This window comes from Phocaeicola sp. RTP21359st1_B8_RTP21360_211022, assembly GCF_040911965.1.
Classification (GTDB): domain Bacteria; phylum Bacteroidota; class Bacteroidia; order Bacteroidales; family Bacteroidaceae; genus Phocaeicola; species Phocaeicola vulgatus.
Genome location: NZ_JBDFXP010000015.1, coordinates 12,271 through 26,536, shown reverse-complemented (window position 1 = coordinate 26,536; position 14,266 = coordinate 12,271). Strand labels below are relative to the sequence as shown.

Annotated in this window: 16 protein-coding genes; 10 read left to right on the top strand and 6 right to left on the bottom strand. The window is 40.9% G+C overall.

Annotated elements, in window-relative coordinates:
* Positions 1 to 5: 5 nt before the first annotated feature.
* Entirely contained in the window at positions 6 to 419 is a 414-nt protein-coding gene (mce, locus tag AB5062_RS09670; RefSeq protein WP_117700366.1) for a methylmalonyl-CoA epimerase, read from the bottom strand.
* Positions 420 to 575: 156 nt separating this feature from the next.
* Positions 576 to 1,598 (bottom strand): GNAT family N-acetyltransferase, encoded by a 1,023-nt coding sequence (locus AB5062_RS09665; RefSeq protein ID WP_228680446.1) that lies wholly within the window; start codon positions 1,596 to 1,598, stop codon positions 576 to 578.
* Between the two features lie 45 nt (positions 1,599 to 1,643).
* Here AB5062_RS09665 and AB5062_RS09660 point away from each other — a divergent pair, with 45 nt between their 5' ends.
* The 6 genes from AB5062_RS09660 to AB5062_RS09635 all read left to right on the top strand — a co-directional run bounded on the left by AB5062_RS09660 (position 1,644) and on the right by AB5062_RS09635 (position 5,512).
* Complete coding sequence (locus AB5062_RS09660; protein ID WP_005848283.1) at positions 1,644 to 2,180, top strand: nitroreductase family protein; 537 nt, start codon at positions 1,644 to 1,646, stop codon at positions 2,178 to 2,180.
* A 2-nt stretch (positions 2,181 to 2,182) separates the two neighbouring features.
* Positions 2,183 to 2,509: a hypothetical protein gene (locus tag AB5062_RS09655; RefSeq protein WP_005848281.1), complete on the top strand. Its 327-nt coding sequence runs from the start codon at positions 2,183 to 2,185 to the stop codon at positions 2,507 to 2,509.
* On the top strand, positions 2,509 to 3,315 hold the full coding sequence (locus AB5062_RS09650) for a Rossmann-like and DUF2520 domain-containing protein (protein WP_008670504.1): 807 nt from the start codon (positions 2,509 to 2,511) through the stop codon (positions 3,313 to 3,315). The genes AB5062_RS09655 and AB5062_RS09650 overlap by 1 nt, the downstream gene beginning before the upstream one ends.
* A 5-nt stretch (positions 3,316 to 3,320) precedes the next feature.
* The gene (locus tag AB5062_RS09645) at positions 3,321 to 3,839 is read left to right on the top strand and encodes an HAD family hydrolase (RefSeq protein ID WP_005847432.1); all 519 of its coding nucleotides are present in this window, start codon (positions 3,321 to 3,323) and stop codon (positions 3,837 to 3,839) included.
* A gap of 17 nt (positions 3,840 to 3,856) precedes the next feature.
* Complete coding sequence (locus AB5062_RS09640) at positions 3,857 to 4,438, top strand: Maf-like protein (protein WP_005847433.1); 582 nt, start codon at positions 3,857 to 3,859, stop codon at positions 4,436 to 4,438.
* A gap of 66 nt (positions 4,439 to 4,504) precedes the next feature.
* Entirely contained in the window at positions 4,505 to 5,512 is a 1,008-nt protein-coding gene (locus AB5062_RS09635; RefSeq protein ID WP_005847434.1) for a 2-hydroxyacid dehydrogenase, read from the top strand.
* Here AB5062_RS09635 and AB5062_RS09630 read toward each other — a convergent pair.
* Complete coding sequence (locus AB5062_RS09630; protein WP_032952479.1) at positions 5,509 to 6,678, bottom strand: DUF3843 family protein; 1,170 nt, start codon at positions 6,676 to 6,678, stop codon at positions 5,509 to 5,511. The two genes, AB5062_RS09635 and AB5062_RS09630, sit on opposite strands and share 4 nt — an antisense overlap.
* 118 nt (positions 6,679 to 6,796) lie before the next feature.
* Between AB5062_RS09630 and AB5062_RS09625 the strand changes: the two genes are divergently transcribed.
* Positions 6,797 to 7,186: a DUF2721 domain-containing protein gene (locus AB5062_RS09625; protein WP_005848274.1), complete on the top strand. Its 390-nt coding sequence runs from the start codon at positions 6,797 to 6,799 to the stop codon at positions 7,184 to 7,186.
* A gap of 1 nt (position 7,187) precedes the next feature.
* Here AB5062_RS09625 and AB5062_RS09620 read toward each other — a convergent pair whose 3' ends face one another.
* On the bottom strand, positions 7,188 to 8,363 hold the full coding sequence (locus tag AB5062_RS09620) for an MFS transporter (protein WP_008670514.1): 1,176 nt from the start codon (positions 8,361 to 8,363) through the stop codon (positions 7,188 to 7,190).
* Between the two features lie 65 nt (positions 8,364 to 8,428).
* On the opposite strand from AB5062_RS09620, the gene AB5062_RS09615 reads away from it, so the two are divergent.
* On the top strand, positions 8,429 to 8,944 hold the full coding sequence (locus AB5062_RS09615) for a TlpA disulfide reductase family protein (protein WP_032952585.1): 516 nt from the start codon (positions 8,429 to 8,431) through the stop codon (positions 8,942 to 8,944).
* Positions 8,945 to 9,077: 133 nt separating this feature from the next.
* Here the strand turns inward: AB5062_RS09615 and AB5062_RS09610 are convergent, their stop codons facing one another.
* Both AB5062_RS09610 and AB5062_RS09605 read right to left on the bottom strand, forming a co-directional pair.
* Positions 9,078 to 9,440, bottom strand: a complete 363-nt coding sequence (locus AB5062_RS09610; RefSeq protein WP_005848268.1) for a hypothetical protein — start codon at positions 9,438 to 9,440, stop codon at positions 9,078 to 9,080.
* Positions 9,441 to 9,539: 99 nt separating this feature from the next.
* On the bottom strand, positions 9,540 to 9,827 hold the full coding sequence (locus tag AB5062_RS09605; protein ID WP_005847440.1) for a hypothetical protein: 288 nt from the start codon (positions 9,825 to 9,827) through the stop codon (positions 9,540 to 9,542).
* A 454-nt stretch (positions 9,828 to 10,281) separates the two neighbouring features.
* Between AB5062_RS09605 and AB5062_RS09600 the strand changes: the two genes are divergently transcribed.
* Complete coding sequence (locus AB5062_RS09600; protein WP_008782093.1) at positions 10,282 to 13,017, top strand: carboxypeptidase-like regulatory domain-containing protein; 2,736 nt, start codon at positions 10,282 to 10,284, stop codon at positions 13,015 to 13,017.
* Positions 13,018 to 13,038: 21 nt separating this feature from the next.
* The gene (locus AB5062_RS09595) at positions 13,039 to 14,253 is read left to right on the top strand and encodes a DUF4876 domain-containing protein (protein ID WP_032939627.1); all 1,215 of its coding nucleotides are present in this window, start codon (positions 13,039 to 13,041) and stop codon (positions 14,251 to 14,253) included.
* The last annotated feature ends 13 nt before the right edge of the window (positions 14,254 to 14,266 follow it).

The following is a 14,266-nucleotide window of genomic DNA, read 5'->3' as shown; positions in this document are numbered from 1 at the left end:
GTGTGTTATGGTTTTTCGCAAAGCTCGGTCAGGACGCCCAAAGTTGATTTGGGATGTAAAAAAGCAATTTGCAAACCTTCAGCACCTTTACGCGGAGCTTTGTCAATGAGACGGATGCCGGTGGTTTCAGCTTCGGCTAACGCATTTGCCACACCATCTTCCACTGCAAAAGCCAGATGATGCATACCACCGTTGCTATTATTTTTTTCAATGAACTTTGCGATAGTGCTTTCGGGGCTTGTAGGTTCCAGCAGTTCTATTTTAACATCACCTACTTTCAGAAAAGCGGTTTTAACTTTCTGATCCTCTACTGTTTCGATATTGTAGCATTTCAGACCTAATACGTTTTCATAATACGGCAGGGCCTCTTCAATGCTCTTTACGGCAATGCCCAGGTGTTCAATGTGTGAGATTTTCATGATCTTATAATTTTAATAGTTTGGTTTTATACTCAAGTTTTCAGATAAAACTGCACAAAGAAAGTAATTTCGAGTTAAATAAAGAAATATTTCTTCAATTTTATTTCTTATTTGCAAGATGCTTCACAACACTTTAGACAAAAAGACAAAAATGAGTTAAATATAGAATTTGCACAAGAGTTTGTTCAGCCACTTCCAACTGAAGCGGAACCAGCGGCGTGTACTGCTCTGCTTGCCGCCAAAGCGGAGTATAAAGTCCCTGTAACCGTGCTTTTTGAACGGTAATCCTGCATCCATGAATTCCAAATGTGCATATCCTTTTTCGTAAGCATAGGTAATAGGTGCCCATACGGACAGAATACCGGGGTAAAGAAAAGCATAGGTTTTCCGCATACTTCCTGAGAACCACAGGTAGGCACTTTCTTTTGAGAAAAGACAGATAGAACCACCGATGATTTTGCCTTTATATTTCACAAGAAACACTTTGGCTAATTCTTTTTCCGGGTTCTGCCATGCTAATAACCGGAAAAAGCCGATGTCCGGGAAATGTTTTCTTATCTGTGAGGAATAGGCTTTTTTCAACATTCGTGAGAAATCTTGTATATCTTTCTCATTGTCGGCTATTTCCATGATGGCACCATTTCTCAGAGCTTTGTTTATTTGTCTTCTGCGAGACATGCTCAGCCGTTCGTAAGGAGCTTTACTGTGCAGTGAATTACGTACTCTTAGCCAATTAATGGCGAAATAGTTGTTCTTTCTGAAGGCTTTGTATCCGAATAGCGGATTTTCCAAGTTGCGGAACTCGATGAGGAACGATTTGCATAATACTTCGTTGGTGAGATGTTCCAATATTTCCCCGAACAGGTCTTCCTTATTCTGTTCTTCATCAAAATACTCGCCTGTGCCATAAATTTCGCATCGTTTGATGATTGCAGGGGGGAACAGGCGCACACTTTTCCGGATGACTGCCAGCAGTTTGCCTACAGGACGGTTTCCTATATAGGCAACGATAAGCAAAGGTTCGTATCCCCGGGTCATTTCAAAGACATGAAACAGCTCGGTAGAATGGAAAATGTTTGTTCCCGGCAGAGGGGGAATGGCATTTCCTTTGCGATATGTACTTAATCTGACAGGCATCTCTAATTGCAAATTTATTGTTTTTTGTTTATCAATCCACATTCTAGTTGTATATTTGTGCAGAAAAATAAATTAACAGGGTATATTATGGAACAATTTAGTGACTTAATAAAGAACAGACGCAGCATGCGTAAGTTCACGGATCAAGAGTTGACACAGGAAGAGGTGGTTGCTTTGTTGAAGGCTGCTTTGATGGCTCCGTCTTCTAAACGTAGCAATTGCTGGCAGTTTATTGTGGTAGATGATAAGGATATGTTGGAAAAACTTTCCCATTGTAAGGAGATGGGGGCGGCTTTCCTAGCGGATGCTGCTATGGCTGTAGTTGTGATGGCTGATCCGTTGGCTAGTGATGTCTGGATTGAAGATGCGTCAATTGCTTCCATAATGATCCAGTTGCAGGCAGAAGATTTGGGGTTGGGAAGTTGTTGGATACAGGTGCGTGAACGTTTTACCGCTACCGGGATGCCCTCGGGTGAATACGTGCATACGTTGCTTGATATTCCGTTGCAGTTGCAGGTGGTTTCCATTATAGCGGTAGGACATAAGGGTATGGAACGCAAGCCTTTTAATGAGGAGCATTTACAATGGGAGAAAATTCACATTAATAAATATGGAGGCAAGTAAACGTGGCTGCTGTCAATCATAAGGATACGTATAAAGCTTCTGCGGTGTTTCTCATTGTGATGGGGATGCTTTATCTGATCGATAAGTTTATAGGATTTGCTTCACACGGGTTGCCATGGGTTATGCAGAAAGACAATCTGTTACTGTATGCAGCTGTTATTTTCCTTTGGTTCAAGGCCGATAAGTCAGTAGGAATTGTATTGGCGGGTATATGGCTGATATTGAATATCGGTTTGGTGATAGCTTTGTTGGGACAGATGTCTGCTTATTTGTTGCCGGCGGCTTTGTTGCTGGTGGGAGTTATTTTATATTTAGTTTCGACCCGATGATGAAAATAGTTCTGATAGGAGCCGGCAATGTGGCAACCCATCTGGGAATTGCTTTACAAAAGGCGGGGTGTCTTATCTTGCAGGTATACAGCCGTACAGAGGAATCTGCTTCTGCATTGGCTGCCAGACTTTCAGTAGACTACACAATTGTGCCGGACGAGATACGTCGGGATGCCGATTTGTATATTGTAGCGCTGAAAGATGCAGTTTTGCGACAATTGGCTCCTGTATTGGTGAAAGGAAGGGAGCAGGCCTTGTTTGTACATACGGCGGGTAGTATGTCTATGGATTTATGGAAGGGATTGGTAAAACGCTATGGGGTACTTTATCCTATGCAGACTTTTAGCAAGCAGCGTGAAGTGGATTTCAATACTGTACCTTTTTTTATAGAAGCATCTGCTCCGGCAGAAGTGGAATTGCTGCGTATGGTGGCAGTTCGTCTCAGTCCTAAAGTGTATGAAGTGACTTCCGGGCAACGTAGGTATTTGCATCTGGCGGCAGTCTTTGCTTGTAATTTTGCAAACCATATGTATGCATTAAGTTCACATATACTGGAAAAGCAGGGGATTCCTTTTGAAGTGATGCTTCCGCTGATAGACGAAACTGCCGGCAAAGTACATGAACTTTCTCCCACACAGGCGCAGACAGGTCCGGCTGTACGCTACGATGAAAACGTAATAAGCAAACATTTGGAGATGTTGGCGGATGAGGAGTCTTTGCAGGAATTGTACGAAAAGATAAGTAAAAGTATTCATAATCTCCCTTTGTCTGTCATTCAGGCAAATAAAGAGGGAAAGAACTCATAAGTGGTATGATAAACTATGATTTAAAGAAAATAAAGGCATTGGTATTTGATGTAGATGGGGTATTGAGTGCGGAAACTATTTATTTGCACCCCAATGGTGAACCCATGCGTACGGTTAATATCAAGGATGGGTATGCATTGCAGTTGGCTGTGAAATGCGGGCTGCATGTTGCCATCATTACCGGTGGAAATACCGAGGCGGTGCGTAAGCGTTATGAGGGGCTGGGTATCAAAGATGTCTATCTGGCTGCTGCGGTGAAGACCCGGGAGTATGCCCATTTGAAGGAAAAATATGGATTGCAGGATGAGGAGATACTCTATATGGGCGATGATATTCCCGATTATGAAGTGATGCGTTTGTGTGGGCTGCCTTGTTGTCCTGCTGATGCGGCACCTGAGATAAAGGAAACAGCTGTTTATATTTCTCATCGTAACGGGGGATATGGATGTGGCCGTGACGTGGTGGAACAGGTCTTGAAGGCTCAAGGAAAATGGATGGCTCATGAAAAGGCCTTCGGGTGGTAATGAAATAAAGAAAAGTTATGTTGGAAAATTTAGAAAAATATAAAATAATCCTTGCTTCCAATTCTCCGCGCCGCAAAGAATTGTTATCCGGCTTAGGTATAAAATATGAAGTAAAAACACTACCCGGCATAGAGGAAACCTATCCGGATACATTGAAAGCAGAGGAAATCCCTTTGTATATAGCTTGCGAGAAGGCGGCTGCTTACCGGAATACCATGCATCCGGACGAATTGATTATTACTGCCGATACCATTGTATGGTTGGATGGTGTAGTCATGGGCAAGCCTCATAACGAGGATGATGCACGGCAAATGTTGTGGAAGCTTTCCGGCAAGACCCATCAGGTGATAACCGGAGTTTGTCTGACTACCGTCGGGGCTCAGCGAAGTTTTTCAGCTGTGACAGAAGTAACGTTTGCAGAATTGTCCGATGAGGAGATCGATTATTATATCCGGGTTTACAAGCCGATGGATAAGGCTGGTTCTTATGGTATACAAGAGTGGATAGGTTTCATTGGTGTCCGTGGTATTTCAGGTAGTTACTTCAATGTGATGGGGCTTCCTGTACAGCGCCTGTACACGGAACTGAAAAAACTATAAGTCAGTATGTGAACAGTAGGGGCCGTGTTTTTGTTATTTATATGAACTATAAATGGAAAAACAATTATGGCTTATAAAATAGCTTTTTACGACACGAAACCCTACGACGAACGCTCGTTTACGGAGGCTAATGAGAAGTTTGGCTTTGATATCAGGTATTACAAAGGCCATTTGAATATGAATAACGTGGTGTTGACCAAAGGAGTGGATGTGGTTTGTATCTTCGTAAACGATACGGCTGATGCCGAAGTTATCCGGGCAATGGCGGATAATGGTGTTAAACTGCTGGCTTTAAGATGCGCAGGTTATAATAATGTGGATTTAGCGGCAACGGCAGGTAAGATGAAAGTGGTACGGGTACCGGCTTATTCACCTTATGCCGTTGCCGAATTTACAGTGGCGTTGATGTTATCACTCAACCGCAAGATTCCCCGTGCCACAATGCGGACACGTGACGGGAACTTCTCCCTGCACGGGCTTATGGGATTTGATATGCATGGCAAGACTGCCGGAATTATCGGTACGGGTAAGATTGCCAAGATTTTAATTCAGATATTACGTGGATTCGGTATGAATGTTCTTGCATATGATCTTTATCCCGATTACAATTTTGCCCGTGAACATCAGGTGGTTTATTGTACTTTGGATGAACTTTATCATAGTTCGGATATCATCTCCCTGCATTGTCCTTTGACAGAACAGACAAAGTATCTGATTAATGATTATTCCATCAGTAAAATGAAAGACGGAGTGATGATTATCAATACGGGGCGTGGGCAGTTGATTCACACCAATGCCTTGATAGAGGGACTGAAGACTAAAAAGGTGGGATATGCCGGTCTGGATGTATACGAGGAAGAAGAGCCTTATTTTTATGAAGATAAGTCCGACAAGATTATTGATGATGACACTTTAGCCCGTCTTTTGTCTTTCAACAATGTGATTGTGACTTCTCATCAGGCATTCTTTACCAAAGAAGCAATGACGAATATTGCTCATACTACTCTGCAAAATGTGAAAGACTTTGCTGAAAGTAGATCTTTGGTGAACGAAGTAGCGGTGGGGAGAGTCTAATCTCCCCTGTAGTAATATAATAAGGAGTGGCGGGCTATAAAGTCCGCATTCTTTTGAACCAGTTCCCTTTCACCAAATTCGGGGAATTGTGCATCGGGGATATAGTGGTTGTTTATTACATATTCCATCAGGTCCGGTGGGCATTTGGTCGGGATAGTAAGCAGGCTGAATGCCTCTTGGGCAGCCGTTGCGGCATCATACATCGGGTTAAGAGGGTCACTGATATATTTGCATATATCTTTCGCCAGTAGAATACCTTTTTCGGAATTCACCATCATGATGAAATCCTTATGTTCCTTCATTTGGGGCAAAGTGTGATTGGAATCGTCCGGCCATTGTAATACTTGGGTAAGGAAACGGTGTAGTTCCTTATATCCTTCCAGATATACGATACGGGCACCGTTTGTGCCTTGCGTGAACAATTGATAGGTATGGTGGTTCCTTTCCTTCATTTCATCCGATATTTCGGGAATGGCAGGGTATAGTCCTTCTATCTCTTCCCAACATTCGGTTTCTCCGTTGGTCAGCAGGTCAATCCATTCATGAAGAAACAGGGCAAGGGGGCCACATGGAATGATGAATTTGTCGGTTTCTGTAACCTGTGCAATATATTCTTGTACAGATGGTTCTGTGAGATAAGTATGTCCGAACAGCCAGCGTAGTTTATGGTTTGCGTTCTCTTTTCCTTTGAAGTTCATAAAGAAATCCTGTAACGTGTCATTGGCGGGAGCCGTTTCATACTCTTCATCCAATATCCGGAAAAATAAATGCGAGGTTTCTTCGATATTCCTGTCCATCGGATTGATATACGGATGTTTATATGGAGCCTTCTCTAAAGTGTTCCAAATGATGAAGCGGATATCTTCTTCATTGATCTCATCTTTTATATAATCCGGCCGGATGGTATAGAAAGGAAGTGACGTATCATATAGTTCCAGATGTTTTTTGATGAATGCTTGCCATAGACCTAAACCTGAAATGACATCTTCAAAATAGGCAGCGGTGTAAAGACATAATTTCTTTTTTATGGATTCGGGAATCTCTCTTATCGTACAAGTGGAGTATAATCGGTTAGCCAGATCGACAAAATATCTGTCTGTAGCCTGTTGTTGGATGTAAGGATGGATAGCCAACCAATCTTTTATGTATAATTTTATGGTTTGCATATTAGTTTATTTGAATTATTTTTATTGCAAAGATATTCCTTTCATTGTAAAAAGGAAGGAGAATATCGGGATATTTACTTTATCTTTGCAATATTCTAACTTTGAAATACCTATAAAAATGGAAATAGATTTAACAACTCCTGCTTTATTATTTTCTGCCATATCGCTGATTATGTTGGCATATACTAATCGTTTTCTTTCATACGCTCAATTAGTGCGTACGTTGAAGGACCAATATCGTGAGAATCATTCGGCTGTGACAGCAGCACAGATTGCTAATCTCCGCAAGCGTCTTTATCTGACACGTGCCATGCAGGTGACAGGTATCGGAAGTTTGTTGCTTTGTGTGGTCAGTATGTTTTTAATGTATATACAGTTCTACCTTATATCCGTATATATTTTTGGACTGGCGCTTGTGCTGCTCATTATTTCTTTGGGGATTTCTGTGCGCGAGATTTATATTTCGGTCAAGGCGCTGGAATTGCATCTAAGCGATATGGATTCCTGATCTATTTTTTTGAGAAGATATTTATCATAAAGGAACAGGTTGCCAGTGTGATACCTGTTCCTACTACTCCCTGCCATCCAAACCAGTGCCAAAATATTCCGGCAAGAAGTGTACCTATGGAACCGCCAATAAAATAGGTCGTCATAAAAATGGTGTTGATACGGTTGGCCGCCTTCGGGTTAAGAGAGAAAATCGTAGTCTGATTACTCAATTGGATGCATTGCATGCCTATATCTATGATAAAAATTCCGATGATGATTCCCACATAGGAGTTCTGACCGGAATAAAGCGAGAACCACGCTGCAAATATCAAACCACAACCGATGTAATTCAGTCGTTTGACTCCCAAAACCTGTACATAGTTTCCTATATACGAGGCGGTGAGAGCTCCTGCTATGCCGCATAATCCCAATAACCCTACAATGTTGTTTCCCGCAAAAAAAGGGGCTTGTTCCATCTTAAATGCCAATGAAGTCCATAGAGCAAGAAATGAGCCGAAAGCAATTCCGGCACGTAAGGAAGAAATACGCAACTGGGGGTATTCCATAACCAATGAAAACAAGGATTTCATCAGATCACTGTATCTGCCTTTGAAATTACACGGCATGTCGGGTAGTACACGCATGATGATGATGACACATATCACCATCATCCCGGCTGCCACAAAGAAAATGAACCGCCATCCTAAATATTCACCGATAATTCCGCTTACTACGCGCGAGGCCAAGATACCTGTCAGCAATCCCGATACAATCATACCTACATTTTTTCCCTTGGTTTCGGGAGTGGAAAATTGGGCAGCTATGGGGATAAAGATTTGTGGCATCACCGAACAAATGCCGGTCAGTAGAGAGGCAAATAAAATGAGATGGATATAGGGAGTCAGTGCGATGGTTAGTAATGAAACGACCAGGACTGTGAAATTGATTAGAATAATGGTTTTCCTTTTAAATAAATCTCCCAAAGGAATAATGAACAGCAATCCGATGGCATAACCTATTTGGGTAATCATTGCTATCAGGTTGGCGGTGAACTCGGATGTTTGGAGATCACGGCTGATGCGGTTTAATAAAGGTTGGTTATAATATAAATTGGCAACGGAGATTCCCGCAATAATTGCTAGCGTCCAAAGTAAGGAGGCAGGTAGTCCTTGGTTTTCTTTTAATTCTTGTTTCATGCTGCAAAAGTAGTAATTTCATGAAAATCATGTTATCTTTGTAAAGAAGAAAAATGGGAATGAAAATGAAGAATTGGATAAAAACGGTCTGTTTTCTGCTTTGGACCTGTGTAATGTGTACGGCGTGTATTGATGATGATGTGGAGGAAGGTACTGTTGATTTACAAACAGGAGAGAGCATTCCTGTTTTCTCTGTGGTAATGGATGATGGACAAATAATAACTTCCGAAACTCTGAAAGGAGAGGTTTCTTTGATTGTGTTTTTTCATACGGGGTGTCCGGACTGCCGGAAAGAACTTCCTGTGCTGCAAAAAATATATACGGATTACGGTCGAAGAATCCGGATGGTTTGTATTAGCAGGGAAGAGAGCTCGGCAGAGATTGTCCGTTATTGGAACGAAAATCATTTGACCTTGCCCTATTCGGCCCAAGAAAACCGCACGGTATACTATCAGTTTGCTAAATCGGGGATACCTCGTGTTTATGTCATAGATAAAGAGTTGGTTATCCGTAGTGTTTTCACGGATAACCCGTTGGCAAGTTATGAAGATTTGGCTGAGGCTATAACCGCCAGTTTGTAATTTTAGGCATGGTATTTTAATTTATATTATTTCTTTTGTGGATGGTGTATGTTTATAGCATACTTTTCCCTCTTCATCTTTAGGGATAATGAATGTGGTTGATGAAGATATTGGTGATGGAGTATCTTGATGTTTATTGTGTTGGCTTTTTGAAAAAAGTTCCTTTATTGTCTTTAATCTCTATCATTCCATTATCGGCATCAAATAGGAAAGGAGGAAAGCTGAAAAATATGTATATTTCAGTATCTTTTAATTTATAGAGTTTGGGAGTTATTTTTTTGCTGACACCAGATGGGAATACTTGGTCATCCATTTCGGTGAGGATATAATAATCTGCTCCCTCCCTCAATACATTTTTGCTAATCTTGGCTTCTGCTTTTGATTTGGCAATAATATAGAATCCCTCTATATCATATTTTTCCCAATTTTTATACTCTTGTCCAAGCACCATACTTATGTTTAAACATAAAACCAGTAGTAATAATATTCTTTTCATATCTATCTGTTTTTAAGGTTATTCCAAGTTGGTATCACAAATATAAGAATTCTTATTGGTTTTTTCAAGGAATAAGAAAGAAAAATAGAGAGTGGAATTTTAAAGAAAAGTAATTCCTATCCATATCAGAACTCCTGCTATTAGAACAATGCCTAACATGATTAATTTTATTTTGAAGAGCTGGTGGGTTTCCGCTTCTTCTTTTTCTTGCGTTTTTATTCTGATCTCTTCTAATTGCTCAAGGGATAGATGGGAGGAGTGCCCTTTTTTGTTCAAATCAATCAGTCGGTTTCTAGTTTCATTCAAGCGTTCCTTTCCTGCCTTTCGTAGTTCACGATTTTCTTTATCTCTTCTCATCATGTTATTGATGCAACCTAAAGTACCCATAATCTAACTGTTTAATTTGAATTCATTTTCACAAATATAGTGTTTTTTGCAGTTGCTTTTCTTCATTTGCTAATTTAATATTTGAAGGATAGATATTACTTAATAAACCTGATGTGCCTTGACTGCCGGATATAAATATTCTGCCAATGGATTTGTAATATAAAGTTGTATGCCATTATGCTTTCATACCATTGCTTATGGGGTAATATGTTGATAATGAACTGTATTTATATGGCGTGGCATTTTCCCCATTGAAATAGGTAAAAAGTAGATGTATTTATCTTATCATTGAAAAAAAATGTGAATATAAAGTTTAGGTGAAAGTGATTTTATTTGTAAATTGTATACCGTCATGTAGGTATCTCCGATCTATGTATAATTTAGTATATACCTAGAAATGGGGATTGTGCCGAGCTTTTATGAATTGTAATTTTGCAAACCAATAGAGAATGAAATGATTTGTAAGATTGCATATATTTTTTTATTTATAATTTGTAGCAATGTGTCTCTTTTATGGGGGCAGACATTTGTATTTCGGGGAACTGTACTGGATGAGCAGACTCATAAAGCGTTGGATTACGCTACAGTTCAATTGTTTGTGGATAAGCAGATTGTTTATGGGGGAATAACAGATGCGAATGGACATTTTGAACTTCTACATATCCATCCTGGAACTTATCGGGTTATTGTATCCTATTTAGGATATGATTCTACAGAAAAAGAAGTGAAGGTCATTGGGGATATTTCAGCAATCTTTTATTTAAAACCTTCGGTCATGGCGCTGAACGAGGTAGTGGTGACCGCTTCTGAATCAAAACGCGCTACCAGCGCTTCTATCGTTGACCGTACAGCCATGAAACATCTTCAGCCCAGCAGTTTCAGTGACTTGATGGAATTAGTACCTGGAGGAAAGTCGGCTGATCCTCAGATGGGGCAGGCCAATCTGATCCGGATACGTGAAACAGGTAAGACGGAGGATATCTCTTCATTGGGAGTTGGATTTTATATTGATGGTATCTCCCAGAATACGGATGCGAATCTGCAATATATGCCAAACAGTACTTCCGCAGTGAATGCAACGAGCACAATGTCAAAAGGGATAGATATGCGTACCATCTCAACCGATAATATTGAGAAGGTGGAAATCATTCGTGGCATTCCTTCCGTGGCTTATGGTAATGTGGCAAACGGTGCGGTAATCATTCAGCGTAAAATGAATGAGAGCCCCTTGTCTGCGCGTTTTAAGGCTGATAAAACCAGTAAACTGTTTTCTGTAGGCAAGGGAATTCGGCTGGATGGGAACGGGCGTTATGTGTTGAATGCTGATTTAAACTATTTGGAGTCCAAAATAGATCCGCGTAACAGTGTGAAAAATTACACTCGCCTTACTGCTTCCGCCCGCTTGGATGGCAAATGGTTATGGAATGAACGTAATATTCATTGGAATATCAGTTCCGATTATACCGGCTCGTTTGATGATGCGAAGAGGGATAAAGATGCGACAGTAAAGGAAGATTCTTATAAATCGGACTTTAACAGCCTGAAGATAGCGGGGAAATGGAGCATGAAGTTTCCGGCCCATTTATGGATTCGTGAGGTTGGTGTGGCTACTTCTGTCAGTCAGCAGTGGGAGAAGATGCGTGAAATAAAGTCCGTTTCTCTGAATCGTCCGGCAGCTATTGCTACTCAGACAGAAACCGGAGAGTTTGATGGCATCTATCTACCTTATAATTATGTGGCACAGATGGATATTGATGGTAAACCTTTATATGTTACGGCTTCCGCCCGTACGCGGTTGGCTTTCCCGTTGGGGGTATTACAGAATGCGATGAATATGGGGATGGAATGGAATTATCAGAAGAATTTGGGAGAAGGCCAGGTATTCGATGTGACACGGCCCATCAGTGAAAGTTTGAGTACACGGCCTCGCCGTTTTAAGGATATACCGGAGCTGCAACCTTTCGCCTTCTATGCCGAGGAGGTGTTGAATCTTCCTGTAAATAGACATAAATTGGCTTTTACGGCTGGTATCCGTTTGCAGTCTTTATTGGGGCTGGACACTAAATATAAGATGCAGGGCAAGATATATCCCGATCTTCGTCTGGACTTGCAATGGAGTTTACCGGTATCAAACGGATGGGATGTTTCCTTTTCGGGAGGTTTGGGCTGGATCAGCCGTATGCCGACCACCGCACAGCTATATCCGGATTTTAAGTATGTAGATTTGATTCAGTTGAATTATTACCATACCAATCCGGATTATCGCCGTATCAATATGATGACATATAAATGGGATAATACAAACTATCAATTGGAACCAGCACGTAACATGAAATGGGAAGTGCGGGCCGACGTCAGCTATAAGGGAAACCGCCTGTCGATAACTTATTTCCGCGAACGGATGAATAATGCTTTTGATGATATCACTTATTATAGGTCATTGGCATATAAACTATATGATCCTGCTAGTATCGACGGATCAGCATTGACGGCTCCTCCAGAACTTTCTCAGTTGACTTATACAAATGAATATAATCTGGATGTGTATTCCACACAAGGTAATGTAATGAAGGTGTGTAAAGAAGGAGTGGAGTTTCAGTTCGCTTCCAAACGAATAGAATCGCTCAAGACTCGCGTCACTATGTATGGAGCCTGGATAAAGACAATTTATAATTCGGATTCTCCTCAATATAAGGCCTCTTCTATATTGTTGGACAATAAACAGCTGAAATATGTGGGATTGTACAATGGGGACAACGGAACAGAAAGCCAGGCATTCAATACGAACTTTATGTTTGATACCTATATACAGCGTTTGGGACTTACTTTCTCTACGTCGGCACAATGCACTTGGTATACCAACAGACGGAACTTGTGGAATAATGGCGTGCCAGTAAGCTATATAGATCAATCCGGTGAAACGCATCCGTTTCGCGAAGAGGATAAAAACAATATTCAGTTACAGCATCTGGTGGAGAAATATTCAGCCACTTATTTTGAGCGTACTACCGTGCCTTTTTATATGGATATCAATTTGAAGGCGAGTAAACGGATCGGTAAGTATCTGAATCTGGCTTTTTATGTAAACCGGCTTTTGGGTATTTATCCTGATTATACGTTACGGGGCGTACTGCAACGGAGAACGTCCGAATCGCCTTATTTCGGTATGGAAATGAACTTAACCTTTTAGTAAATGAACAATAAAATAGAGATGAAGATGAAAAAGAATCAATTGACAATGTTAGTCCTTTTTGTGACAATGCTGGGATTTACCGCATGTAGTGATGATGACAAAGTGAGCATATCCACTGTAGGTATTACCACTACTGTAGATACAACTATCGAGGGGCTGCAACTGACCGGTGGAACCTATACTTTTGAAAATGTAAATACATCTGTCAAGACAGACATTACCTATCCGGCTCAGAGTATTGAACTGGCGGACGGGTTGTATAATGTAACTTTCATTGGTAAGGGAACTTACTCACAGAATGGAACTCCGGTGGAAGTCGATGTACAGGGAGTACAACAGAATGTGGCCGTATCTGGAGGGTCGTACAAGCTGGAACTGAAGGTTCATGTACTCAATACAGGTGATCCTGATTTTGTGATTGCCGAGATATTTATTCCCGGAACCTATAATGAAGCAGGTAAGCAATATAATGGCGACCAGTATATACGTATCTATAATAACTCGGATAAAGTTTTGTATGCGGATGGATTGATATTTATGGAATCACAATTCCAAACTACTCAGAAATATCAATCGGTAGATCCGGATATCATGGATGAAGCTATTGCGGTAGGCTCTGTTGTAGCAGTACCGGGCAGTGGAACAGATTATCCGGTACAACCGGGAGAATCCTTTATCCTTTGTGACAATGCGATCAATCATAAAGAGGCTAATCCGAATTCTATAGATTTAAGTAAAGCCAATTTTGAGTGGTATATTGAATCAAAGCAAGATGTGGATAATCCGGCTGTTCCCAATCTAGATGTTTATTATTGTTATTCCAAAACTATCTGGGTGTTGAATAAACAGGGAAATCGCGCTTATGCTATTGGCAGATTACCCAAAAGTATGACTAAAGAAAAGTATATTTCAGACTATGCATACAACTATACGTATATTATGCAAAATGGAACAGTCAGTAAACCGCAAAGCAAATATAAGTTCCCCAATGAATGGGTGATTGATGCTGTAAATGTAGGTGCTTCCAATGAATGGCAGTGGAATGTAACCTCTACCGGGCTGGATATGGGGCATACTTATATCGGTATGAACAATACCGTTGCAGAAAACATCGGAAAGTGCGTAATGCGTAAAGCCGCCTACAAGGATGGTGATCGGGAAGTATTGCAGGATACAAATAACTCTACCGTTGATTTCACACCTGCGGCTACTCCGAGCCTGTTTAACAAATAATTGAATCCGTCTT